The organism is Coleofasciculaceae cyanobacterium, from assembly GCA_036703275.1.
In the GTDB taxonomy this organism is placed as follows: Bacteria; Cyanobacteriota; Cyanobacteriia; order Cyanobacteriales; family Xenococcaceae; genus Waterburya.
The window spans coordinates 14,177-38,825 of the sequence record DATNPK010000069.1 but is presented as its reverse complement, the minus strand read 5'-3'; the positions used below and the strand labels follow the sequence as shown (position 1 = coordinate 38,825).

Genomic DNA, 24,649 nt, shown 5'->3' with positions numbered 1-24,649 from the left:
GCTAAATAGCCAGTCTAAATTTGCTATTTTTGACCTAAATTACTAATTTACTCTTCATTAAGATAGTTTTGCAATACCGATTGAAGTTTTAATCTGGCTCTAGCAATCCGAGATTTTACAGTTCCCAAGCTTACTCCCGTCATCTCGGCGATTTCTTCGTAAGCTAGTCCCTCGATTTCTCTTAAAATGATCGTGGTACGAAAAGTTTCAGGAAGCTGAGATATTGCCATTCGTAAATGCTCATAAAATTCTTGCGTCGCCAAGTCATCATCTGGGCTTGGGGCATCGTCAGGAAGTTCCCAACTCATCTCGCCATCTTCAACATAACGGGTTGAATCTAAAGATAGAGGAGGACTAACGCGCTTACGCTTACGTAATTCATCATAAAAAAGATTAGTAGCAATCCGACTCAACCAACCACGAAATTTAGCAGGTTCTTGCAGACGATGAATATTACGATAGACCCGAATCCATACTTCTTGAGCTAAATCGGCTCTTTCTTGCCAATCTGGAGCTAGATGATAAAAAAGCCGATTTAAATGAGACTGGTATCTCCGTAACAATTCAGCAAAAGCCGCTTTATCTGGCTGGACATCTGCTTGACAAAAAACAATAAGCTCGTAATTAGAGAGTTTTTCAGGAGACACTAAGCTATGATTGCTCATCTCGGCTTTTGACCAGGATGCAGAAAGAGATAAACTCATGTACTTAATTAACCTCAGTATAGACTTTCTGTATATTTTCTTAGACTAATAAATAATTACAAAGTTCCTGGAGTAGTTTCTAGCTCTGTGGCAAAATTACGCTTAATTAAAATCTTGTTCGTAGTTAGGAGCGTAATCTTTTAGCAAATTGCTAAGTTGACTTGCCATATTAAAATCATTTTTGTTGCCAATTGCTTGTCTTTCGGGGAAAAATTCTGGTCGATCTAGATAGCGAGCGATCGCCTCTGCTACCTGCTTTTGAATTAAGCCTTGTAACTCTTCTCTTGCTCGTTGACGTTGATAGTTTGCGCCTTCTTCTGTCGTTGCATATAGGGGCGGAAGACGATTTAAGGCATAGGCGGCAATATCTCCCACATCTAAAGACGAATCGCTAGTTTGTTCAATCTCGGCAATGCGGGTAATTGCTTCACTTAAAATTAACTCTTCCATTACGTTGATAAACTGTTTGCGGGGAACAGCTACCACTTCTCCCGTGAGTAAAGAACCCATGAGCTTGTCTAAAGCTATATATTCTTCTACCGATAGTTCTGCTGCCATATCACAAATCCTTCCTACTTCCGCTTCCATGCTAGGGGTAAGGTAGCCGTCCTGTAGAGCTTGTTCGACGATTGAATTAATTCCCATAGTTAAGACCAGATAGTAATAAATAAATTCAAATTGAGCTAATCCTCCGCACTATCTTAATCTCTATTGTCTAGAATCGGAAAGATATTTGGCTAATTGTCCTATATTCTACTAAATTGGCTATTTAATCTGGTAGGAGCAAAGCACTGCTTTACCTCCTACTCTTAACTAATTTGTAATATGTTTGTAAGATTAGTCTATAACATCAAATCTCCAAGGAACTGGATCTACCGCCACCTGATTAACATATAAACCCCAATGCAGATGAGGTCCAGTCGAAGCTCCTGTAGACCCGATTGTCCCAATGCGTTGACCTGCTTTGACCATAGCTCCTTCAACAACATCAATATCTTGCAGGTGCATAAAGATACTTAACACTCCTTGTCCGTGGTCAATACCAACAACATTACCGTGAACATGAAACCCAGCATCTTCTCTACCCACTAGGCGAACTTTACCTGCTGCGGGGGCAACTACAGGCGAACCATAGCCACCAGCATAGTCAACTCCTTTATGATAGTAATCTTGAGCAAATACGTTGTTGTAATAACGACGTACACCGAATCCCGTGGAAATTCTAGCGGCATTAGGTTTTAGAAAAGAACCTTGCCAAAATTTTTGAGGAGTAACTAGTTCTTTAAAAGCCGATACCTGGTCTAACTCTAGCTGGGTTGCTGGACGAGAAGCACTGCCACTAAGCCAAATTCGCTGTACGGGAAAAACGCGATTTTTTAACCAGACACCAATATTGCTAGTTTGGTTGTCACCTTGAACTTTTAAAGTCATCTTTCCTGGAACATTTAAAGGAGAAGTGGGAATAAGGGCGCGATATTTGCCATTGTTTTCAAATACAGGATAGTTTTTTTGATCCATGGTGATACTTGGAGGGGTATTTGGATCATCGGTAGTAACCACCACCGAAATAGTATCCCCCAACTGAGGAGTTTGGGGTAGAATTTGAACTTCTAAAGCTTTAGCAGGAATAGCGATCGCTAAAAGCATAGTCGTAGTGATTCCTGTTAAGGTTGGTCGAAAACGCTCGAGCATATTAATTTTGCAGACATTTACCGGTGGATATTAATTTAGAGTGTATTCTAGCCACAAAATACGGTCAATGCAGCGGTCAGACTAATAGACTTCGGGTAGATTATATTACGTTAAGGTGATTTGACATACTCCTCTGTCTAATTACTACACATATATACGACAGTGTAATCTGTAACCGTTGGTCAACCAAATTATCGTGATTGTTGCGAATTATAATTATTGCGCGTAGAAAGGTTACAAGTTTTTTGTAGGATATTGATAGATGGCAGTTGGAAAATCAGTATCTTCGCCTTTCGAGGTTGGCAAGGTTACCATAACCCTTATGGGGTCGGTTCTTAATCAAAAAACTTTATAGATGAGCATTTCTAAATCTGTGGTGCAACAATTGTTAGACACTTGCACGGATTGGCGACCACAAATGTACTTTAAATCTTCTTTGACGGCGTTATCCCACGCTATGGAAGATTTGGTATTAAACGATTCTGATACGCCTCTGGTGATCGCTAGTTTTCAGCGGGAACGTTATTATCGCCAAGAAGCTCATCGCTATAAACGTATTGCCAATAAATCTAACCAAGTATATGTTTTGGCTGCTCCTGAAAGCAATTTTAGTAACAGTTCCTCAGATTACGAAACTGTTGCCTTTGAACCTGACGATCCGTTAGCTCAAGAATGGCATTTAGTTATTATTGCCAAACATTATGCTAGTTGTTTAATTTGTCGCGAAAGAAATGTTCCTTTTCCAGACAGCAAATATGGCGCGGCAATGGATACCAATCGCCGTTTTGAAGGAATTTGGACGTTCGATCGCGCCGTAACCATGGAAGTAGCCAAAATTATGCTGGAGCGGATTGCGCTTTATCGTCCAGAATTAACTACCAAAACTAACCAGGCTCATCATCTATATTTAACTTCCAAACCAAAAGCTAACGATATTCCAGTCCAAATCGAGTCTCCTTTGACCAATCCCGATCCTTTTGTGCAAAGACTTGTTACATATCTTCAGGCTGGTCAATATAAATTATTGAAAGCTAATAAATCTTTAGCAGCTAAACAACAAAAAGAACAGCTTTTAAATTCGGTTACCGATGCGGTAAGGCGATCGCTCAATACCAAACAAATTTTACAGGTAGCCGTCCAAAAATTGGGTGAGGGGCTAGGAGTCTGTCGCTGTATTATTTATCGTTGCCATGAGAACGATACCGTGTCCACGGTCGATCGCGAATTTATCGGTCCTGGAATTAAATCGGTTAAGGGTCAAAAATGGCAATTGGCAAATAATCCCTTATTTGAAGAAGCGATCGCCTCTACTGAAACTATTAGCGTGGATAATACTCTCGAAGATGAACGTCTGAATCAGTTAGCTTGGGAGCAAGGGACTGGAGAATTTTTTCAAAACTTAATCCAAAATTATTCTATTTTTTCTTGGCTTTTAGTGCCAATTTTTTATCACGGAAAGTTATTAGGAGTGATGGAACTGCATCATTGCGAAGCTGAACCTATTGCCTGGAAACCTGATGATATTGCCTTGGTAGATGCGATCGCTACACAGGTAGGGGTGGCTCTTATTCAAGCCGAGGCCTATGCTGATTTGGAAGATCTCAACGAACAGTTAGAAGCTCTAGACCGCACCCGTTCTAATTTGGTTGCCATTGTCGGTCACGAACTCCGTACGCCTCTTTCGACAATTCAGGTGTGTTTAGAGAGTTTGGCAAGTGAGCCTGACATGGCACCTGAGTTGAGCCAAATTATGTTGGATACTGCCCTGAGTGATGCTGAGAGAATGCGTCATCTAGTTCAGGACTTTCTTACTCTTTCTCGTTTAGAAGGAGGTGGCGTAGAGTGGAATTTAGAAACCTTATCGATTACAGAGTGTATCGATCTTGCAGTTAGCAATGTCAAGGCGCGTAATCAGGGGCAATCAATGCCCGAAATCAAAAACCTAACCATCCCAGAAGATTTACCTTTAGTCCAGATAGACGGTGAATGGTTGGTGGAGGTGTTGGCAAAGCTATTAGATAATGCCTGTAAATTTACTCAGGCTGATGGAGAAATTGCGATCGCCGTTAAAACCAATGGTGGCAAAACCCTAGAGGTAACGGTTTCAGACACAGGTAGAGGCATCGAAAATAGTAGTTTAGAAACTGTCTTCGATCGCTTCTATCAGGAAGAAGGAGCGTTACAGCGGAGTGCAGGAGGTACGGGCTTGGGTTTAGCTATTTGCCGACAGGTAGTCAAAAATTGGGGAGGCAAAATTTGGGCAGAATCACCTGGTAAAGACCAAGGCAGCATATTTCACTTTACTGTTCCGATTAAGGCAACCAAAAATAAATCTCAGCCATCCGCTTCCAAAGCTGGCAAATATAAGGCAAGTCGCCAAAAAAGTAACAAAAAGCAACACAACTAAAAACTGTAACAGTTTTTGACACACTAACAATATTGTCACAAAGTGAATGATAGGATGCCGTAAATACCTTTAATTGAGGATTTTAATTAACATGGCAGAAGAAATGAAGCTTTCTGGTAAAACGCCCCTGTTTGGCGGTAGCACAGGTGGTTTACTAACTAAGGCAGAAATTGAAGAAAAATACGCGATTACTTGGACAAGTAGCAAAGAGCAGGTGTTTGAAATGCCTACTGGTGGCGCTGCGATCATGAATGAGGGTGAAAACCTGCTGTATTTAGCTCGCAAAGAACAGTGTTTGGCACTAGGCGCACAGTTGCGAACCAAGTTTAAGCCAAGAATTCAAGATTATAAAGTTTATCGCATTTTCCCCAGTGGAGAAATTCGATATTTGCACCCTGCCGATGGTGTATTTCCTGAGAAGGTAAACGAGGGTCGTGAATACAATGGCGTAAAAGACCGTAGAATCGGTCAAAATGCTCAACCTGCTACGATTAAATTCTCTGGGAAAGCTGCTTACGAAGTATAAAAGTAAGTAGATAAAATTGGGAAGGATGAAGAATGAATTGCGTTTCTGACTTGTCCTTCTTTTTTTGTGGGCGTGGTTAATTCAACATCCAAATCTTTAGATAATACTATTTGAAGCTTTAAACTATAAAACGTCGAACTACTGGTTTAAATCAAATCGCTAAGAATCTTACTGGCTACTTGCTACTTTTTTTAATCCCCAATCATGATCTTTCCCAATTTTGAACAGTTTACCGAATTAGCCCAACAAGGTAATTTTGTCCCCGTATATCAAGAATTAGTTGCCGATTTAGAGACTCCCGTATCGGCTTGGTATAAAGTTTGTGCCGGTCAACCTTACAGTTTTCTTTTGGAATCTGTCGAAGGGGAAGAAAAAATAGGTCGCTATAGCTTTTTAGGTTGCGATCCGATGTGGGTATTAGAAGCTAGGGGAGAAACTACGACCCAAACTCATCGAGATGGCTCAGTCAACGAATTTAAAGGGAATCCCTTTGATATTTGCGATCGCTGTTTAGCGTCAATCAAGCCAGTTAAGCTAGCGCAACTTCCTCCTGGTATTGGTGGACTATTTGGCGTTTGGGGATACGAATTGATTCGCTGGATTGAACCGCGCGTGCCTGTTAATGAACCCCAATCAGAAGACTTACCTGATGGAGTGTGGATGCAGATTGATAATTTAATTATTTTTGACCAGGTTAAACGCAAGATTTGGGCAATTTCTTATGCTGACTTGCGCGATGAGCATCAGACAATAGAACAGGCTTACCAATTAGCTAGCGATCGTGTCACTAAATTAATGCTTAAGCTGCAATTACCTTTACCGATAGAAGCTAAATCATTAGAATGGAAAACTTTTGGTAAAAGTAGGTCTTTTGATGATTCTGGGTTAGTTTACTGTAGCAATACTGACCAGCAAATGTTTTGCGATAACGTAAACAAGGCAAAAGACTATATTCGCGCTGGAGATATTTTTCAGGTAGTATTATCTCAAAAACTTTCTACCGTTTATAAAGGTCATCCCTTTAATCTATATCGTTCCCTACGTTCGATCAATCCTTCTCCTTATATGAGCTATTACCAGTTTGGTGACTGGCAGCTAATTGGTTCATCTCCAGAAGTGATGGTCAAGGCTGATATTCAAAATGATGGCAAGCTCAAGGCTACCCTCAGACCCATTGCAGGAACTCGTACTCGTGGCAGCACCAGCATTGAAGATGAAGCTTATGCAGCAGATTTATTAGGAGATCCTAAAGAAGTTGCCGAACACATTATGTTGGTAGACTTAGGACGTAACGATCTTGGTCGCGTCTGCGTCAAGGGTAGCGTCACCGTAGACGAATTGATGGTAATTGAACGCTATTCTCACGTTATGCACATTGTTAGTAACGTTGTTGGGGAATTAGAGCCTGATAAAACTGCCTGGGACTTATTAAAAGCTTGTTTTCCAGCGGGAACAGTTAGTGGCGCGCCCAAAATTAGAGCAATGGAAATCATTAATGAGCTTGAACCAGAAAGACGAGGTCCTTATTCTGGAGTGTATGGTTACTATGACTTTGAAGGACAGCTCAACAGTGCAATTACGATTCGGACAATGATTGTTCGTCCGTTTAAAGAAAATCAACGTATGGTTTCGGTTCAGGCTGGGGCAGGAATGGTGGCAGATTCTGTTCCCGAATCAGAGTACCAAGAAACTCTCAATAAAGCTAGAGGATTGCTGGAAGCTATTAGAAGCGTTAATTAATAGAACATATACACTACAAAAGTTGGAATCCATAATTTTAATCTGAAATAACTGCTCTAAAAAATTAATAGCCATGCTAATTTTCTTAAAGTTTTTGGGTACGCTAAGGCTGAAATAAATCGTTTAAGTTAAATACTAACTGTCTTAACCAACGGTCAAAGATTAGGACAAGTTTGCTTCATCAAAAGCAAATTTTTCACTATATTTAATCGACAATACGGCGATTGGGAATTTTTACCTGGATGTAATGCTATGACAAAGTTATAAATTCATCCGAATTTAATCGCTAGAATAAACTGAATATCTGATTTTTGCTGAACGTTACACTAGTAGTTTATCGTAATTCGATAACTTTAAGGTTCATCAGATCAATTCAATATTTAACCAAACCAAAAACACTTGTATTTTTTTAAGCGATATTTACTAACTAAAGTCAATGACTGAACTAACTCAAGATTTATCCTTGGCTCAAGCTCGTTCTTTGATTGATAGTTATGCTTTCGATTTAGGGCGTGATGATGCCGAAAAACTTTTAAAGTATTGGCTAGACCTATATCACGCTAGCTGGATTAGGTTAGCAACTATTGAAGCCCTGTATCTAGGACGCTATAAAGCTATTTCGATCGAGCATATTCTCAGCGTCTGGCTGCGTATTGGCAATCCTAACCCTCATTTTACCTATGAGTTTGAACGGTTAATCTGTCGCAAATTGCCCAAGCATCTGAACGATTTATCAGATTTAACAGCAGACGCAACTCAAGCAACAGTAGCCTTAGAGCAGGCAGAACTGCCAGAAGCTGAATTTGCAACTTTGGTAAAGCCAACACGAGTAAAAACTCCAGCGAAACAAACTTTTGTCATAGCCGACAAAAATATACTCAACTTAGAAAAAGCCTTTAAAAACACTAATCATTCCGCAGAAAATAATATGTCCTTGATTTCAGCTTTAGGACTATCTGATAAATCTAAGTCAGAATTTACTGGGGGGAGTAAGAGGATTGACCAGTTTATTCCTCTACCAGACGTATCATCCTTTTTTAATAAGCTCAAAACATTTGGCGAAGAATAGCCAGAAGAGCAGGGATATATATTACAATCTGTAAAGATACTGCTTTTCGGGAATTATAAATTTAATGCGTGTAGCAATTGTTGGTGCAGGATTAGCAGGCATGGCAACAGCTATTGATTTAGTTGATGCAGGTGCTGAAGTAGAAATATTTGAATCTCGTCCTTTTGTGGGTGGGAAAGTAGGTAGTTGGCTCGATAAAGACGGTAATCACTTAGAAATGGGGCTGCACGTTTTTTTTGGCTGCTACTATAATTTGTTTGAGTTAATGACAAAGGTAGGAGCGATCGATCATCTGCGTCTAAAACAGCATACCCATACTTTTATCAACGAAGGTGGTCGAGTTGGGGAGCTAGATTTTCGCTTTCTTACTGGGGCTCCGTTTAATGGTTTAAAGGCTTTTTTTACCACGTCTCAGCTTTCAGCAGTTGACAAAGCCGCAAACTCTTTGGCTTTGGGGACGAGTCCTATTGTCAGAGCTTTAATCGACTCCGAAGGAGCAATGAAAACCATTCGTGGTTTAGATTCTATTAGCTTTGCCGATTGGTTTCGTAGTCACGGAGGAAACAACGGCAGCCTGAGAAAAATGTGGGATCCTATTGCTTATGCTTTGGGTTTTATTGATACAGAAAATATTTCTGCGCGCTGTATGTTAACTATTTTTCAGTTTTTCGCAACTAAAACTGAAGCTTCCGTTTTGCGAATGTTAGAAGGCTCGCCTAGTGAATATCTACATAAGCCGATTGTTGATTATTTAACAGCGCGGGGAACTAAAATTCATACCCGTCGCAGTGTGAGAGAAATTTTATTCGAGGACTTTGAAGACACCACTAAAGTTACAGGAATTGTGGTGGCTAACGGAGAAACAGAAACAACTATTAGAGCCGATGCCTATGTCTGTGCTTGTGATGTTCCAGGGATTAAGAAAGTAATTCCTCAACAGTGGCGTAAATGGTCTGAATTTGACAATATATATAAGTTAGATACAGTTCCTGTGGCTACGGTACAGCTACGTTTTGACGGTTGGGTGACTGAGCTAAATGATGCCAATAGCCGCCAACAATTAGAACAGGCTGCTGGTATTGATAACCTACTTTATACTCCTGATGCAGATTTTTCTTGCTTTGCCGATCTAGCCTTAGCTAGTCCAGGAAATTATTATAAGCCAGGAGAAGGTTCATTACTCCAGCTAGTTTTAACTCCAGGCGATCCCTTTATCAAAGAAAAAAATGAAGATATTGCTAACCATGTTTTAGAACAGGTACATAAGTTATTTCCTTCCTCACGGGAATTGAATATGACTTGGTATAGCGTAGTAAAACTGGCTCAATCGCTATATCGTGAAGCACCAGGGATGGATCCTTATCGTCCACCTCAGCAAACTCCCGTAAGTAATTTCTTTTTAGCAGGTAGCTATACTCAACAGGACTATATCGATAGTATGGAAGGGGCAACCTTGTCTGGCAAACAAGCAGCTAAAGCTATCTTAGTCAATGCCGAGCAGCTTAAGGCTGTAGCGGTATAGCGATCGCAAACCCTGGGAATTCAACAACTTGACAAGCAACACAACTGTTGAACCGCAACCTCCTGTATCGTTATTTATGGGATAATTTGAAAAATATATTTTTTTGAAAGATGACAGACTGGCTAGAACATTCAGTACAAATTGAAGTCCCTGTACCAATTGAATTGGTATGGAGTCTCTGGTCGGATCTCGAACAGATGACTATTTGGATGAAATGGATTGAGTCTGTCAAAATTTTAGAAGATAATCCTGAACTATCACGTTGGAAATTGGCTAGTGGCGGTTTTAACTTTACGTGGTTATCTCGTATTGTCCAGGTTGTGCCAGAGCAGATAATTGAATGGCGCTCTGTGGATGGTTTACCCAACAAGGGAGCGATTCGCTTTTACGATCGCAAAGACTACAGTATTGTAAAAATGACTTTTGCTTATGCTGTACCAGGTATTATTGGTAAACTAATGGATCGCTTAATCGGGGAAGTGGTAGAGTCTACCGTAATGGCGGATCTAGAGCGATTCAAAGAATACGCAATTAAAAAAAGGGATGAGGCGTGAGGTATAGCACTCGAAACAAAGGTTAAGACACGTCGATCAAAAGCTATAGTAAAGTCGTGAGTGTTAGGACAAAAGGTAAGATAAAGTAAACAAAACTAAGCAGAAGAAATGGCAAAAGCCTACAGTTATGATTTACGCCAAAAAGTAATTCGAGCGCTCGAGTTAGATGGATGGAAGAAAAGCCAAGCAGCCGAAATATTTCATTCTTTGCCGAAATACAATTGATTTGTCCTAAAGGACGACGCGAAGCGCGACCCGAAGTTAGTCCTAAAGGATAAGCTTCGCAAATGCTAAAGCATACCGCTCCGAGACCGAAGGGCGGAGTGCGGTTTATCCGTGAATCCGTGATTGGCATATGGCTTAAGCGAAGGCAAGAAACAGGGGATTATCATCCATTATCGAACCGCCCTAAGCGTACAAAAGCGAAAATAACTGATTGGCAAGCATTCGAGAAATTTGCCGAACGGAATGGTGAAAAAACACAGTGTCAAATGGCTGTGTTGTGGGGAGAGCCTATTAGCCCTCGGACAATTTCTAAAGGGTTAAGGATAATAGCTTCAACTTCATTCAACTTTTACTACAAAACTTAAATCCTTTTTCTGTTTAGCTTCGTATCTGTGTTAAATTGCCAAAATATGAATATTTATTCATATCAATTCTAATTCATGTCTAGTTTGGCTCAAATGGACAATATCAATGCTAACTGCGCGGACAAACTTAAAGTTCTAGCAGATTCAACCCGTTTATCTGTCCTGCAAATTCTGATGCAAGAACCCAAGCACGTTGGGGAAATTAATGCTGTTTTGGGGTTAGAGCAGAGTTTGTTATCCCATCACTTAAAAATTTTACGGGACTCAGGTTTGGTAAAGGCAACCAGAGATGGTAAGGCGGTACTCTATCATTTTGTAGCGACCACTAGACAGAAAAACGTTGGTCGAGCGATCGATTTGGGTTGTTGTCTCCTGTCTTTTGAATAACAAATCAAGAAATTTCTCGATGAAAAAACTCAAAAAATCAGCCTTCATGGCGATCGCTTTAACTATTGGTTTGGGATTACCAGCCTGTACTCAATCTTCTCCTACAGCAGATAAGTTACAGGGAAAATTAGTCTTAACGGGTTCTAGTACGGTAGCACCCCTAGCAGCAGAAATTGGCAAACAATTTGAAGCGGAACATCCCGATGTGCGAGTGGACGTACAGACAGGGGGTTCTTCTCGCGGGATTGCCGATGCCCGTAATGGAGTAGCGGATATCGGTATGGTGTCTCGCAGTCTCAAAGAAGAAGAAAAAGACTTACAAAGTTTTGCGATCGCCCGTGACGGAATTGGGGTAATTCTGCACCAAGATAATCCCGCTCAATCTCTGTCAGATGAACAAATTGTTGAGATCTACACGGGTAAGATTGACAACTGGCAACAGGTTGGAGGCAACAATGCACCGATTACTGTAGTGAATAAAGCAGAAGGACGTTCTACTCTGGAATTATTTTTAGATTATTTTGAACTAGAAAATAGCCAGGTTAAAGCATCGGTGGTTATTGGGGACAATCAACAGGGGATTAAGACAGTAACAGGTAATCCCAACGCGATCGGTTATGTATCCATTGGTACGGCTGAATTTAGTATTAATAACGGCGTTCCCATCAAGTTATTACCCCTCAATGAGATTGCTGCTACCACAGGGAATATTCAAAATGAAACCTTTCCCCTTTCCCGTCCTTTAAATTTGGTTACTAAAACCCAACCCCAAGGGTTAGATCAGGAATTTATTGAATTTGCCCAGTCGCCACAAGTCCATGACATTATTAAAAACCAAGATTTTGTCCCCATCTCAAAGTGATATCTTGCTCCTGTGGAGTTTACGGCTATTAGCTTTAATTACGGGGATTATCGTTATCTTAATTACCGTATTCCTATTACTCGAAGCACTACCAGTATTGCAACAAGTGGGCTGGTGGAGTTTTGTTAGCGATCCGTCTTGGCATCCCGTTGAAGGCTTGTATAACCTGATGCCGATGCTGTGGGCAAGTCTGTTGGTAACTTTTGGTTCGGTACTGTTGGCTGCACCTTTGGGAATTGGTTCGGCAATATTTTGTCAGTATTATGCCCCTCTTATAATTGCCAGATTGTATCGGCAGTTAATCGAGTTACTCGCAGGTATTCCTTCGGTGGTTTATGGCTTTTGGGGTTTAGTGGTTCTCGTACCACTGATTAATCAACTTCAAGCACCAGGAACTAGCTTGTTAGCGGGAATCGCCATTTTAACTCTGATGATCTTGCCCACCATTGCTTTAACCGCAGAGGCAAGTTTTACCGAAGTTCCCCCAGAATATTTTCAAGGTGCAGCAGCTTTAGGTATTTCTCCCTGGGCAACAATTCGCAGTGTGATTATCCCTGCTGCCAAATCTGGTTTATTCACTGGTTTGATTTTAGGTACGGGACGGGCAATTGGGGAGACAATGGCGGTATTAATGGTTTGTGGCAACGTAGTTCAGACCCCCACCAGCTTATTCGACCCCGTTCGTACCCTGACTGCCAACATCGCTTTAGAAATGGCTTACGCTACGGGAAATCACCGTTCGGCATTATTTGTCAGTGGTTTGTTATTAATGATTGCGATCGCTCTATTGGTAGCCTTAGCTGAAGCTATGAGTAGGAGTCATCTCTATGAGTAATATGACTTCCAAACCCTCTGCCTTAACTTCACTCTTAAATGTTGTATCCAAACAAAATTCCGTACTACTACCCACTCTTATTTTTTGGGCGATCGCTCTAGGTGTAACGGCAGGTTTTTGCTGGATTTTAGGGGATATTCTTTGGCATGGACTGGGGCAACTATCTTGGGAATTTCTGACCACCACACCCCAAAATGCAGGACGAGAAGGAGGAATTGCACCGATTCTGGTATCTACTGGTCTGATTTTGGCAGTTTGTCTGGGGGTTTCTCTGCCCCTTGGCTTGGGAACTTCTGTACTATTAGCAGAGTTTACCAGCACTGAAAGTCTCTTTGGACGTTTGATACGTCGCAGCTTGGATATTTTGGCAGGAGTACCGTCGATCGTCTTTGGCTTGTTTGGTAATGCCTTTTTCTCCATTACCTTGGGGTTGGGTTTTTCCATCTTGTCTGGTGGCTTAACCCTAGCTTGTATGGTGTTACCGATCCTGATTCGCTCTACAGAAGCGGGATTCCGCGCCGTGCCAGCCGAATATCGCTTGGGGGCTGCTGCTTTGGGCATATCTCGCACCGCTACCTTATGGAAACTGCTTTTACCCGCAGCTACACCTGGACTAATTGTAGGTTTAGTTCTGGGCATTGGTCGGGCGATCGCCGAAACCGCAGCCCTAATTTTTACCAGTGGTTATGTAGATCGGATGCCAGAGTCATTACTAGATTCTGGGCGATCGCTCTCGGTTCATATTTTCGATCTCTCGATGAATGTAGCGGGTGGAGATGCTAACGCCTATGCTTCTGCCTTGGTGTTGTTAATTTTATTGTTACTGATTAATGCCATGGCAACTGGGATAGCGCAGTTTTGGTTAGCTCGGAGGATTGTATCTTGAGAAATAAATCACAACTTTTACCTAATAATCAATTATCTCTGCCTGCAATTCAGACTCAGGGACTGAGTTTAGCTTACGGGAAAAAAACCGCTTTTACAGACGTAACCATGCCCATCGAGGCAGGTAAAATTACCGCTTTGGTAGGTCCTTCTGGCTGTGGCAAAACCAGTTTTTTAGGTTGTCTCAACCGCTTGACGGATTTAATTCCCCATACCAAAGTTACGGGTAGCATTAGCTTAGATGGGGTGGAAATTCTCCATCATCCCATTGATGCGATCGCTCTACGTCGGCGAGTAGGTACGATCTTTCAAAAGCCTAATCCTTTCCCCTTCTCTATTTGGAAGAATCTGGCATTTCCCCTACAAGAACACGGAATTAAAAAACGCGATCGACTTCATCGCTTAATTGAAACTACCCTGCAAGATGTCGGACTGTGGCAAGAAGTCAAGGATCGACTCCATACCTCAGCCCTATCTCTATCTGGCGGACAAAAGCAGCGATTATGTATTGCCCGTGCTTTAGTGCTGCAACCCGAAGTTTTACTATTCGACGAACCCTGTAGCGCACTCGATCCGATTTCTAGTGGAGTAGTGGAGGATTTAATTGCCAGTCTGCGGGGACGTTACACAGTAGTAATTGTCACTCACAATCTCGCACAAGCAAGACGAATTGCCGATTACGCTGCCCTGTTTTGGGTACAGGCAGAAGTAGGAAGATTAATCGAATATGGTACGGTAGAACAAATTTTCACTGCACCACAGCATGATTTGACCGGTGCTTATGTCAATGGTATTCGGGGATAGTCTGCAAAGATAGAGCAATCGCGGTTGATTTTCTCAGTTAGATAATGTTTCTAATTGTGAAGTATTTCCATACATCAACAACATCAAACACCAAAGAAATAAACGTAACTGGAGTTTAGATTAAGGACAGCAAGCGGAACAGTAATCGCTTGTTTCAGTTAGCAATCGCTGGTTACAATCGGCTTTTTTTCAAATGCGATCTTGGCTACGCCAAGGCGTGTAGCGATCGCCAAAATTCTTCAACCGCAGCATAAATATTTATCACAGTCATATCACCTGGAACTTTTTGATTATCGCTGACCGTAAATCCTTTTTAACTTTAGCTTCGTATTAATCTAAGAAGCCCCAGTGGCAATGTCCTATGTTTTGATTTTTGATTGGCGTTGGTGAGTGCATAATGCTATTAAACAGAAAATTGCACGGTATCAAATCTCAAATAATGTAACAGTAGACGAATAGAATAATAGCGCAGCGCGTCGTAAGACGACGACGCAGCATTGCCTTGCTTTGCGCAGCTAATAGCTCGTTTTATAACTAACGTCCTAATCTATAGATCACTTGCTTTATAAGCAGTCATCCTTTGATTGCCATGAGGACAGGGCGTATCCCACAGCGCGATTCTAAATGCAGCAATAAATTTCAGGCTGTATTAGAGCAAATTAAATCAAATAGACGCAATCAACTCATCGAAGGTGAAAGAGCCGTTAGCAAATGCAAATTCCTCTACGTTAGTAAATGACATGGTTACTTCATTTGCGGTGATATCAATAGAGCTTGCATCGCTGCTGCCTAAAATTATTGATTCGTCTAGGCTAAATTCAAATTCAGCTAGATCTGTACCAGTACCACCATCGACGATTTGCTGACCAAACCCAGAGATTTTATCATTGCCTTCGTCCAAGTTAATAAAGCCAGGTCCATTAACAGAACCACCAAAACCAGTAAAAGCATCTACTCCTTCTCCAATAATTCTGTCGTCACCAGACCCCATACGGATGACGTTAGCAGCAGTATTATCGATGCCAAAGTTGTTATCCCCGTTTCCTTTAACTTCAACAGCACCATAAATATAGTCATCGCCAGAACCCATATCGATGCTACCCATACCACTAGAAATGCCACTGTTGCCGCTGCCGTCTTTTGCGACTACTACCGAACCGTAAATATAATCATTGCCAGCTGCTGCGCTAATACCTGCTTCGCCATTGATAATACCATTGTTATCATTCCCATTTCCTTCGATTTCAACAATGCCAGTAATTTGGTCATCACCTTTTCCTGTATTGGTATCAGTGAAATTGTTATTTAAGAAACCTGTACTGGAGTCTCCATTTCCTTGAATTTCAACAATACCAGTAATTTGGTCCTTACCTCTTCCTGTATCGATCGAGTTTAACCCTTCACTGAAGATGCCGATGTTAAAACTTCCGTCTCCTTTGACTTTGACAGTACCGATTATTCGATCATTGTTGTTCTCCGTGTCGATATTGCCGATGAGGCCATTAACGATTCCAGTGTTGGAGTCTCCCCGTCCATTGATTTCAACAGTACCAATAATTTGGTCGGCACCTGTTCCAGTATTGATACTGCCTTCAAAATCATTAACATTAAGGATGCCGATATTGTCATTTCCATCTCCTAATACTCTCCCTTTAAGTGAGTCGTTACCATTGCCAGTGTTGAGTATGCCATCGTTTAGCAAACCTATCCCGCTACTAACTACACTATAAATTAGGTCATTTCCGCCCAGAGTATTAGCTGTTACGGCATCAGCAACTTCAATTCCCGAAACTAAGACTCGAACTACATTACTGTCATTAGTCCATGTACCTAGCGGTTGACCATCTCTCTCCCAGCCTATGTTAGTAAGTTGGGTTGCCCCGACAGAAGTATCTGTATCTTCTGGCAAGGGGTCAAGATCTTCTCCAGTAGAATTGTTAGTATCAAATACCATAACTCCAAACTCGGAAGGAGTAGAAATATTAAGATCCTCGAACTGTTCTGTAATCATAGTTTCCGCGGTTAGATTACCTTCATTAAAATTAATCATCACAGTTGTATCTAAATTTAAATGTTTCTGGTAATAATCTGATTAATGTAGTATAGTTTGTAACTTAATTAAATTAAAGATAAAAATGAAATATTATAGTAACACTCGAACGTGGCGCTCGCCCCCTAATTTGGTAATTTGAGAATAACTTTTCCTCTGTCCCAATAATTAATTCTTCTCCTTTAAAGATATTTACGTATACAGTAAATAAGATATCGATTACGCACAATTTAATTTGTGTAGGTGCGATCGGTGTCTCTTTGCATTCCAATTAGAAAGCTAATAGATAGCTTAATCGGGGAAGTGCTAGAGTCTACCGTAATGGCGGATCTAGAGCGATTCAAAGAATACGCAATTAAAAAAAGGGATGAAGCATAAACAGTCATCCCGGCGATCGCGGTAAGAATGATTCGTGTATCCACAACAGCACGATTCTAACTGCGGCAATAAGTTTCGAGGGTATAGCTCGAATTAACTTAACTAAACAAAATCAATCAGCTCATCGAGGGTAAAGGAATCATTAGCAAAGGCAAATTCCTCCACGTTGGTAAATGACATGGTTACTTCATTTGCGGTGATATCGATCGAGTTTGCATCGCTGCTGCCGAAAGTAATTGATTTATCTAGGCTAAATTGAAATTGAGCTAGATCTATGCCAGTACCACCATCGACGATTTGGTTAACACCAAAACCAGAGATTTTATCATTGCCTTCGCCCAAGTCAATAAAGCCAGATCCTCCAGTAGGACTACCACCAAAACCAGTAAAAGCATCTACTCCTTTTCCAACAATACTGTCATTACCAGACCCCATACGGATGTAGTTAACAGCAGTATTCTCGATACCAAAGTTATTATTCCCATCTCCTGCGACTTCAACAGCACCGTAAAGATAGTCATCGCCAGCACCCAGATCGATGCCGCCAAGACCACTAGTGATGCCAATGTTACCGCTGCCATCTCCTTCCACCACTACAGTACTGATGATTTGATCGTTGCCATTTCCAGCAGAGATACTTGCTTCACCGTTGATAATACCAAAGTTATTATTCCCATCTCCGTCAACTTTAACCGTACTAGTAATTCGATCCCTACCTGCGCCAGTATCGGTAAGAGCGAATATGCTATTGTCAAAACCTATATTAAAATCACCGTTTCCTGCGACCTCAACCGTACCAGTAATTTGGTCGTCACCTGCTTCGGTGTTAATTAAGCCAAATAATTCATTGATGACACCAAAGTTGTTATTTCCATCACCTTGGATTTTGACAGTACCAACAATTTTATCAGCGCCTGTTCCTGTATTGATACTGGTTTGATCATCACCAAAATCACCAAAATTAAAGATGCCGACATTCTCATTTCCAGCTCCGATTACGCTCCCTTGAAGAGAGTCGTTACCGCTGCCAGTGATGATTGCTCCATCGTTTAGATAAACCTGTCCCACTGCTAACTAAACCTTCAATTAGGTCATTTCCCGCCAAAGTGTTAGCTGTTACGGCATCGACAACTTCAATTCCTGAAACTAAGTCTTTAACAACATCACTGTTATTAGTCCAGATACCGAGCGGTTGTCCGTTTTTCTCCCAGCCTAGGTTAGTCAGTTGGGTTGCTCCGCTAGAAGTATCTGTACCTTCTGGCAAGAAGTTGAGTGAGGTCAATGCACCACTTCCTGCTAGATCGAGTTCCAAGCGAGCTACTCCTGAAACATCGGAAATATCTAGCTCAAAACTACGTCCATCGCCAAAAGGTTCAATTTCTATGACTTCAATTAAATTCGAGTCGCCATCAAACAAGCTGACAGAACTTCCTAACTCTTCAATATCCAACAGTCCGATCTCCGTAACTGTAGTTAGTTCATCAAACTCAATATCGATCGTTCCTCCTGCTGCATTATCATCAGGATCAGAAGCGTCTCCGTCTTCAGAAATAATCAGGGCATTTTCCAGATTTTCAGCGGAAAGATCGTAATCTTCTCCAGTAGGATTATTCGTATCAAAGACCATAACTCCAAACTCGGAAGGGGTAGAGATATTAAGACCCTCGAACTGGTCTGTAACAATAGTTCCCGCAGTTAGATTACCTTCATTAAAATCAATCATTAAATATGCTACTAATTTAAACGGTTATTTTAATATATTACGTTCTGTAGCTCGTAATTCAACCAGACTAAAGTCGGAAGGATGATATGGTAGTAAAACTAAAACTTAAAGGTGTTTACGTATACAGTAAATAAGATATCGATTACGCAAAATTATTTAGGTGCGATCGGTGTCTCTTTGCACCCCAATCAGAATTTATGCAACCCAAAATAATTATTTGTGGCTTAGGACGCACAGGCACTCAAATCTACAGCCTATTAAAGCAGCAGGGGGCAAAAGTAGTAGCAATTAGCGATAGTTCGATAAATACCCAGGCAAGCAAGCAAATTATAGTTGGCGATCCGCGAGATAACGTCACTTTAATTAAGGCAGGCATCAGGCAGGCAAAGACTTTAGTTTTAGTTCATGATGATGATGCGCTTAATTTGGCAATTTTGACTCAAGCTAGGGTGCTTAATCCGCAAATTAGAATTATTAATCGTCTACTCAACCACACTTTGGGCGATCGCCTTGATCTGACTCTACCCAATCATTTTACGATGAGCGTGGCGGCTCTTTCTTCTCCCTTATTTACTTTCGCCGCCTTGGGTAACAAAGCGATCGGTCAACTACAGTTGTTTAACCGTACTTGGCCAATACAGGAAGAAATTATCGATCTTGACCATCCCTGGCTGGGAAAAGAACTAAAAGAACTGTGGGTCGATCCCAACCGAATGCTAATCTATTATTTACCGGCAAGAGGAGAAATAGATTTAATTTCCGCGATTAAACAGGATAAATGTCTAGGAATTGGCGATCGCTTAATTGTCGGTACTAAACCCAAGGTTTTGACTAAACGTCGCTCCTGGCAAAAAAAGCTATTTAAAGCAATTTTAAATATTCCTCGTTATCAGCGTTACGCTCGTCCTGTCACTTTAGTCAGTCTGGCTTTATTAGGAGTAATCTGTGTCGCCACCTTAATTTATGTCAGCGTTAATCTACAAACTTCCATCGCTGATGCTCTATATTTTTCGGTCGGCATGATTACAGGTGCGGGAGGAAAAGAAGAAGTTGCCGAAGCTGGCTCCGATTATATCAAAGTTTTTACTGCGATCATGATGATTGTTGGTGCTGGGGTGATCGGTATTTGTTATGCTCTAATTAATGATTTTGTTTTAGGTAGTCGTTTTAGGCAAACTATAGATGCTGCCAGAATTCCCAGACATAACCATCATATAGTCTGTGGTTTGGGTGGGGTAGGAATTCATGTTGCTAGCCAACTCCATGCTCAAGGTCATGAGGTAGTGGTGATTGAATCCGATTCTAATAACCGTTTTATTCATTCTGCTCGTTCTCAAGGCATTCCCGTAATTATTGAAGATGCCAGTATGTCCTCTAGCCTCAAGGCGGTTAATATCAAACGAGCGATCAGTTTAATTGCTGTTACTAGTCATGATACAACTAACCTGGAAATCAGTCTTACTGCCAAAGCTTTAGCACCCTATTTGAAAACCGTAGTTCGTAGCGGAGATTCTCAGTTTGCCCAATCGATGCAGGAGGTTTTTGAGTTTGATCGCGTATTGTCTCCTGTAGAGTTAGCCACCTATTCATTTGCAGCGGCAGCCTTAGGAGGAAGAATTTTGGGCAATGGTATGACCCAAGATTTGCTTTGGGTAGCTCTGGGAACAATGATTACCCCAAAACATCCCTTTTGCAATCAAACCGTTCAAGACGCAGCAATCACAGGCGACTTTGTTCCTTTATATCTGGAGAGAAAAAATCGCACCTTACACGGTTGGCAATTACTAGAAACTTGTTTGCAACCACAAGATATTTTATATTTAACCATGCCTGCTAGTGGTTTAGAGCAGTTATGGCGTACTCCTAACTCAGATGACTCAATGCTCGATCGCTTAGAAGATAGTTTGAGAAATTAGCTAATTAAATTATTAAAATTATTAACGGCTTATTGTTCTGTATCTAAAGTAATTCTGCCATCTTCTAATTCCACGATGCGATCAGCTACATCAAGAATGCGATTATCGTGGGTCACAATCAGAATAGTGCAGCCTTGTTCTCTAGCTAGCTGCCGCATCAACTCTACTACGTCTCTACCCGATTTGCTGTCTAATGCTGCGGTGGGTTCGTCTGCTAGGACTATCTTCGGATGCGAAACTAGTGCCCTAGCGATCGCTACCCGTTGTTTTTGTCCCCCAGAAAGGTTTTGAGGATGATAGTTAATATGTTCTCCCAAGCCGACTGATTCCAATAGAGCGATCGCTCTTGATTCTACCTCTGTGGTTTTAATGTTGTCGTGCAACTCTAACGACATCTGCACATTTTGTTTTGCGGTTAGGAATGCCAAAAGATTGTGAGACTGGAAAATATAGCCAATGTTTTTCCTCGTTTGCACCAGCTTATTTTTTTTTGCCCCAACTAACTCTTGACCAAATACTCGTAGGCTTCCTGACTGTGGCGATCGCAGTCCACCCATCAACGTTAATAAAGTAGTTTTTCCCGATCCAGAAGGTCCTTTTAAGATAATTACTTCGCCCGAATTGAAAACTAAATTAATATCAAACAAAATCTGCTTTTTTAACTTTCCTTCGCCAAAAAAATGACTCAATTCTTGAATATTTACGACTTGGTTATTGCTCATAATTAATTCAATAGATTGAATTTCTCTTTTCCCTTGCTCAATGCTTTAGGTAATACTAACGTTAAGTTAGATACTCCCTCAACAACTAGACATAGATATGGCAAGCTGATTATTGAAAACGATAGGAAGTTGTATTTCAAGCTAAATTTGCAGTTAAGATTCTGAAGTGACAAAGATAAAAATTGCTATTAAATAGAAAAGCCAGCAAATAAATACTGGCTTGTGGATCATGAAATTATTGGAGTGTCAATAAATAGTGGTTTTACACTGCCTGCGCTTGGGGTTGAGGTTGGGGTTGAAACTGGAAGAGAGAGTAAACGACGTTACGACGAATATCAATCATCATTTCCAAGAACATCTCGTATCCTTCTTGTTTATATTCAATCAGCGGATCTTTTTGTCCATAACCGCGCAAACCAATTGACTCTCGCAGCGCGTCCATCGCCTGTAGGTGTTCTCGCCATAGGGTGTCAATCTGTTGGAGAATAAAGAATCGTTCTGCTTGGCGCATCAAACCAGGCTGCATACTATCAATTTGATGTTCCTTAATGTCGTAAGCTTTGCGGACTTCTTCACCCAGAAAGTTCTTCATCTCGTTGACGGTCATATCTTCGAGATGTGCAGGTTCTACATCATCGAGAAGATAGATAAACTCTTTAGCCTTATCGACCATTTTGTCTAGCTTCCACTCTTCGGGGGGCAATTCAGGGTTAATGTAAGCATCGACAATTTCCCCCATAGTTTTCTCGGCATATTGAATTACCTGTTCTTTAAGATCTAATCCTTCTAGTACACGTCGACGTTCGGCATAAATAGCGCGACGCTGATTATTCATCACCTCGTCATATTCAAAGACCTGCTTACGAGTATCGTAATAAAAAGTTTCTACTTTCTTTTGCGCCCCTTCTAGGGAGTTGGTCAGCATCTTAGACTCGATGGGCATATCGTCTTCGACACGCATCATATTCATTAGCTTTTCGACGCGATCGCCACCAAAGATCCGCAACAGGTTATCCTGTAAACTAAGGAAAAATCTAGTTGAACCAGGATCGCCCTGTCTTCCTGCCCGTCCTCGCAACTGGTTATCGACTCGACGAGATTCGTGACGCTCTGTACCGATTACATGAAGTCCACCGTTAGCAATTACTTCCTTGTGTTCCGCGTCGGTAAATACTTCATACTCTTTACGCACCAACTTGTAAGCTTCACGCAATTTTTGCAGTACAGGATCGGTGACGGGCGCGTTTTCCGAGGCAACAGCGATTTTTTCTTCTGCATCTAGTTCAGATAAACTTTGCTCGCCGTATCTTTGTACGGCAAACTTAACGGTTTCCTTGAGTAATTTTTCAGCTTCTGTTGATAGTTCAGTCGGGAAAATTTGCGGCGATGCTTTCCAAGTCTTGACTTTCTTGCCATCGCCTAACCCGCCAAAACCTTTGGCAGAATCCTTACCCAGCTTGATTCCTGGTACTCTAGCCATCAGATTATCATCTTCGGGCATCACTATTTTTGGCATTAGATACTCTCGCACCTTGAGCCTTGCCATATAGTCAGCGTTACCACCCAAGATAATATCTGTACCTCGTCCTGCCATGTTAGTTGCGATCGTTACGGCAGTTTTACGACCAGCTTGAGCTACAATCTCTGATTCTCGCTCTACGTTTTCGGGTTTAGCGTTAAGCAAATTATGTTCAATGCCTTTTTGCTTTAGCAACTGAGAAATTAGCTCAGATTTCTCGACGCTTGTGGTACCAACTAACACAGGACGACCTTTTTCATGCATATTAAAGCAGTCTTCTGCCACTGCTTGCCATTTGCCAATTTCTTTTTTATAAACTACGTCAGCAAGATCGGCTCTTCTAGACGGCAAATTAGTCGGAATTATCGTTACTTGAAGCTTATAAACTTTCTCAAACTCGGTTTCCTCTGTTTTTGCTGTTCCTGTCATCCCTGCTAAAGTGGGATAGAGTAAGAAAAAGTTTTGATAGGTAATACTTGCCAGAGTTTGAGTCTCTTTTTGAATTGGCACTCCTTCTTTGGCTTCAATCGCCTGGTGTAAACCATCACTCCAGCGTCTTCCAGCCAGCACGCGCCCCGTAAACTCATCGACGATGACAATCTCATCGTTACGCACCATATAGTTAACATCTTTGGTAAAAAGTTCTTTCGCTTTAACCGCATTAGAAATATAGTGCGCCCAAGGATTTTCAGGGTCGTATAGGTCGCCCACACCTAATATTTCTTCGGCACGAGCAAACCCTTCGTCGGTCATCAAAACATTACGAGCTTTCTCATCTACTTCGTAATCACCAACGCCCTCATTGCCATTTAATTCCTCATCGTAATTTTCTTCCTGTTTGACTAGCTGGGCTGCTATCTGAGATGCTTGAAGATACTTTTCTGTGGGACGTTCTACCTGTCCCGAAATAATTAGCGGAGTTCTAGCTTCATCAACTAGTACCGAATCAACCTCGTCAATTACACAATAGTTAAAAGGACGCTGTACTACTTCTTCCATGGATACAGCCATGTTGTCCCGCAGATAATCAAAGCCCAATTCACTGTTAGTCGTGTAAGTAATGTCACAGGCATAATTTTTTCTTCTTTCTGTCGGACTCATGCCCGACTGAATCAGCCCCACGCTTAAACCTAAAAAGCGATGAACCTGCCCCATCCACTCCGCGTCTCTGCGGGCAAGATAATCGTTAACTGTGACAACATGAACCCCTTTCCCAGTCAAACCGTTGAGATATGCAGGAAGCGTACATACTAGGGTTTTACCTTCGCCTGTTTTCATTTCGGCGATTTGTCCTTTGTGTAAAACTATGCCTCCAAGCAACTGTACGTCATAGTGACGCATCCCCAATACTCGAATCGCTGCTTCTCTAACTACGGCAAAAGCTTCAGGCAAAATATCTTCGAGGATTTCCTTCTTTTCATCATCATTTTTTGCTTTAGCAAGCTGTTCGCGGAATTCGCCCGTTTTTGCTTTTAAATCTGCGTCAGATAAATCCTTGATGTCTTCTTCAATCAGGTTGATTTCTGCCACTAAAGGCTGAAATTTTTTTAGTTTACGTGCATTGGGGTCGCCCAACAGTCTTTTCAGCATAGTAATTTTTATGAATAATCAGTATTCTTAACGATCTAATATTTGCTTTTTAATCCACGATCTCCTAGCTAGAAAGCAATATTTAATAACTTTTAATAATTCTACCATTTGCCTACTCATAACGACTTTAGGGATATCTACCCACATTGGGGAAGGATCGCCAATCAGGGTGTA

At 41.4% G+C, this 24,649-nt stretch carries 21 protein-coding genes and 1 pseudogene; 13 read left to right on the top strand and 9 right to left on the bottom strand.

The genetic code is table 11. From position 1 onward, the window contains the following. Positions 1-47: 47 nt before the first annotated feature. The 3 genes from V6C71_12320 to V6C71_12310 all read right to left on the bottom strand — a co-directional run bounded on the left by V6C71_12320 (position 48) and on the right by V6C71_12310 (position 2,396). Positions 48-704 (bottom strand): sigma-70 family RNA polymerase sigma factor, encoded by a 657-nt coding sequence (locus V6C71_12320; GenBank protein HEY9769256.1) that lies wholly within the window; start codon positions 702-704, stop codon positions 48-50. Between the two features lie 102 nt (positions 705-806). Beyond that, positions 807-1,349, bottom strand: coding sequence for a late competence development ComFB family protein (locus tag V6C71_12315; GenBank protein HEY9769255.1), 543 nt, complete (start codon positions 1,347-1,349; stop codon positions 807-809). Positions 1,350-1,541: 192 nt separating this feature from the next. Further along, positions 1,542-2,396 (bottom strand): M23 family metallopeptidase, encoded by an 855-nt coding sequence (locus V6C71_12310; protein ID HEY9769254.1) that lies wholly within the window; start codon positions 2,394-2,396, stop codon positions 1,542-1,544. A 355-nt stretch (positions 2,397-2,751) separates the two neighbouring features. Between V6C71_12310 and V6C71_12305 the strand changes: the two genes are divergently transcribed. From V6C71_12305 to V6C71_12250, 12 genes and pseudogenes are all read left to right on the top strand, one after another. Next, entirely contained in the window at positions 2,752-4,803 is a 2,052-nt protein-coding gene (locus V6C71_12305; GenBank protein ID HEY9769253.1) for a DICT sensory domain-containing protein, read from the top strand. Positions 4,804-4,894: 91 nt separating this feature from the next. Further along, a complete protein-coding gene (locus V6C71_12300) occupies positions 4,895-5,329 on the top strand; it encodes a photosystem I reaction center subunit II PsaD (protein HEY9769252.1) in 435 nt (144 codons plus the stop codon). 204 nt (positions 5,330-5,533) lie between these two features. After that, on the top strand, positions 5,534-7,069 hold the full coding sequence (gene trpE, locus V6C71_12295; protein HEY9769251.1) for an anthranilate synthase component I: 1,536 nt from the start codon (positions 5,534-5,536) through the stop codon (positions 7,067-7,069). 436 nt (positions 7,070-7,505) lie between these two features. Continuing rightward, the gene (locus tag V6C71_12290) at positions 7,506-8,138 is read left to right on the top strand and encodes a hypothetical protein (GenBank protein HEY9769250.1); all 633 of its coding nucleotides are present in this window, start codon (positions 7,506-7,508) and stop codon (positions 8,136-8,138) included. Positions 8,139-8,202: 64 nt separating this feature from the next. Next, complete coding sequence (gene zds / locus V6C71_12285; protein HEY9769249.1) at positions 8,203-9,660, top strand: 9,9'-di-cis-zeta-carotene desaturase; 1,458 nt, start codon at positions 8,203-8,205, stop codon at positions 9,658-9,660. A 110-nt stretch (positions 9,661-9,770) separates the two neighbouring features. Continuing rightward, entirely contained in the window at positions 9,771-10,214 is a 444-nt protein-coding gene (locus V6C71_12280) for an SRPBCC family protein (protein HEY9769248.1), read from the top strand. Positions 10,215-10,322: 108 nt separating this feature from the next. Next, positions 10,323-10,418, top strand: a pseudogene (locus V6C71_12275) (IS630 family transposase). A 461-nt stretch (positions 10,419-10,879) separates the two neighbouring features. Next, positions 10,880-11,191, top strand: coding sequence for a metalloregulator ArsR/SmtB family transcription factor (locus V6C71_12270; protein ID HEY9769247.1), 312 nt, complete (start codon positions 10,880-10,882; stop codon positions 11,189-11,191). A gap of 19 nt (positions 11,192-11,210) precedes the next feature. Then, complete coding sequence (locus V6C71_12265) at positions 11,211-12,053, top strand: phosphate ABC transporter substrate-binding protein (protein ID HEY9769246.1); 843 nt, start codon at positions 11,211-11,213, stop codon at positions 12,051-12,053. Continuing rightward, positions 12,034-12,888, top strand: coding sequence for a phosphate ABC transporter permease subunit PstC (pstC, locus tag V6C71_12260; protein ID HEY9769245.1), 855 nt, complete (start codon positions 12,034-12,036; stop codon positions 12,886-12,888). The genes V6C71_12265 and pstC overlap by 20 nt, the downstream gene beginning before the upstream one ends. Continuing rightward, the gene (pstA, locus tag V6C71_12255) at positions 12,881-13,774 is read left to right on the top strand and encodes a phosphate ABC transporter permease PstA (protein HEY9769244.1); all 894 of its coding nucleotides are present in this window, start codon (positions 12,881-12,883) and stop codon (positions 13,772-13,774) included. The genes pstC and pstA overlap by 8 nt, the downstream gene beginning before the upstream one ends. After that, the gene (locus V6C71_12250) at positions 13,771-14,577 is read left to right on the top strand and encodes a phosphate ABC transporter ATP-binding protein (GenBank protein HEY9769243.1); all 807 of its coding nucleotides are present in this window, start codon (positions 13,771-13,773) and stop codon (positions 14,575-14,577) included. The genes pstA and V6C71_12250 overlap by 4 nt, the downstream gene beginning before the upstream one ends. Positions 14,578-15,241: 664 nt before the next feature. Here the strand turns inward: V6C71_12250 and V6C71_12245 are convergent. From V6C71_12245 to V6C71_12230, 4 genes are all read right to left on the bottom strand, one after another. Further along, positions 15,242-16,627, bottom strand: coding sequence for a hypothetical protein (locus V6C71_12245; protein ID HEY9769242.1), 1,386 nt, complete (start codon positions 16,625-16,627; stop codon positions 15,242-15,244). A 230-nt stretch (positions 16,628-16,857) separates the two neighbouring features. Further along, a complete protein-coding gene (locus V6C71_12240; protein ID HEY9769241.1) occupies positions 16,858-17,049 on the bottom strand; it encodes a hypothetical protein in 192 nt (63 codons plus the stop codon). Positions 17,050-17,107: 58 nt separating this feature from the next. Beyond that, positions 17,108-18,073 (bottom strand): hypothetical protein, encoded by a 966-nt coding sequence (locus V6C71_12235; GenBank protein ID HEY9769240.1) that lies wholly within the window; start codon positions 18,071-18,073, stop codon positions 17,108-17,110. Then, on the bottom strand, positions 18,024-18,728 hold the full coding sequence (locus tag V6C71_12230) for a hypothetical protein (protein ID HEY9769239.1): 705 nt from the start codon (positions 18,726-18,728) through the stop codon (positions 18,024-18,026). Before V6C71_12230 ends, V6C71_12235 begins: the two co-directional genes overlap by 50 nt. Before the next feature lie 197 nt (positions 18,729-18,925). On the opposite strand from V6C71_12230, the gene V6C71_12225 reads away from it, so the two are divergent. After that, positions 18,926-20,644, top strand: coding sequence for an NAD-binding protein (locus V6C71_12225; protein ID HEY9769238.1), 1,719 nt, complete (start codon positions 18,926-18,928; stop codon positions 20,642-20,644). 29 nt (positions 20,645-20,673) lie between these two features. Here the strand turns inward: V6C71_12225 and V6C71_12220 are convergent, their stop codons facing one another. Then, complete coding sequence (locus V6C71_12220) at positions 20,674-21,366, bottom strand: DevA family ABC transporter ATP-binding protein (GenBank protein ID HEY9769237.1); 693 nt, start codon at positions 21,364-21,366, stop codon at positions 20,674-20,676. A gap of 262 nt (positions 21,367-21,628) precedes the next feature. Continuing rightward, on the bottom strand, positions 21,629-24,475 hold the full coding sequence (secA, locus tag V6C71_12215) for a preprotein translocase subunit SecA (protein HEY9769236.1): 2,847 nt from the start codon (positions 24,473-24,475) through the stop codon (positions 21,629-21,631). Between the last annotated feature and the right edge of the window lie 174 nt (positions 24,476-24,649).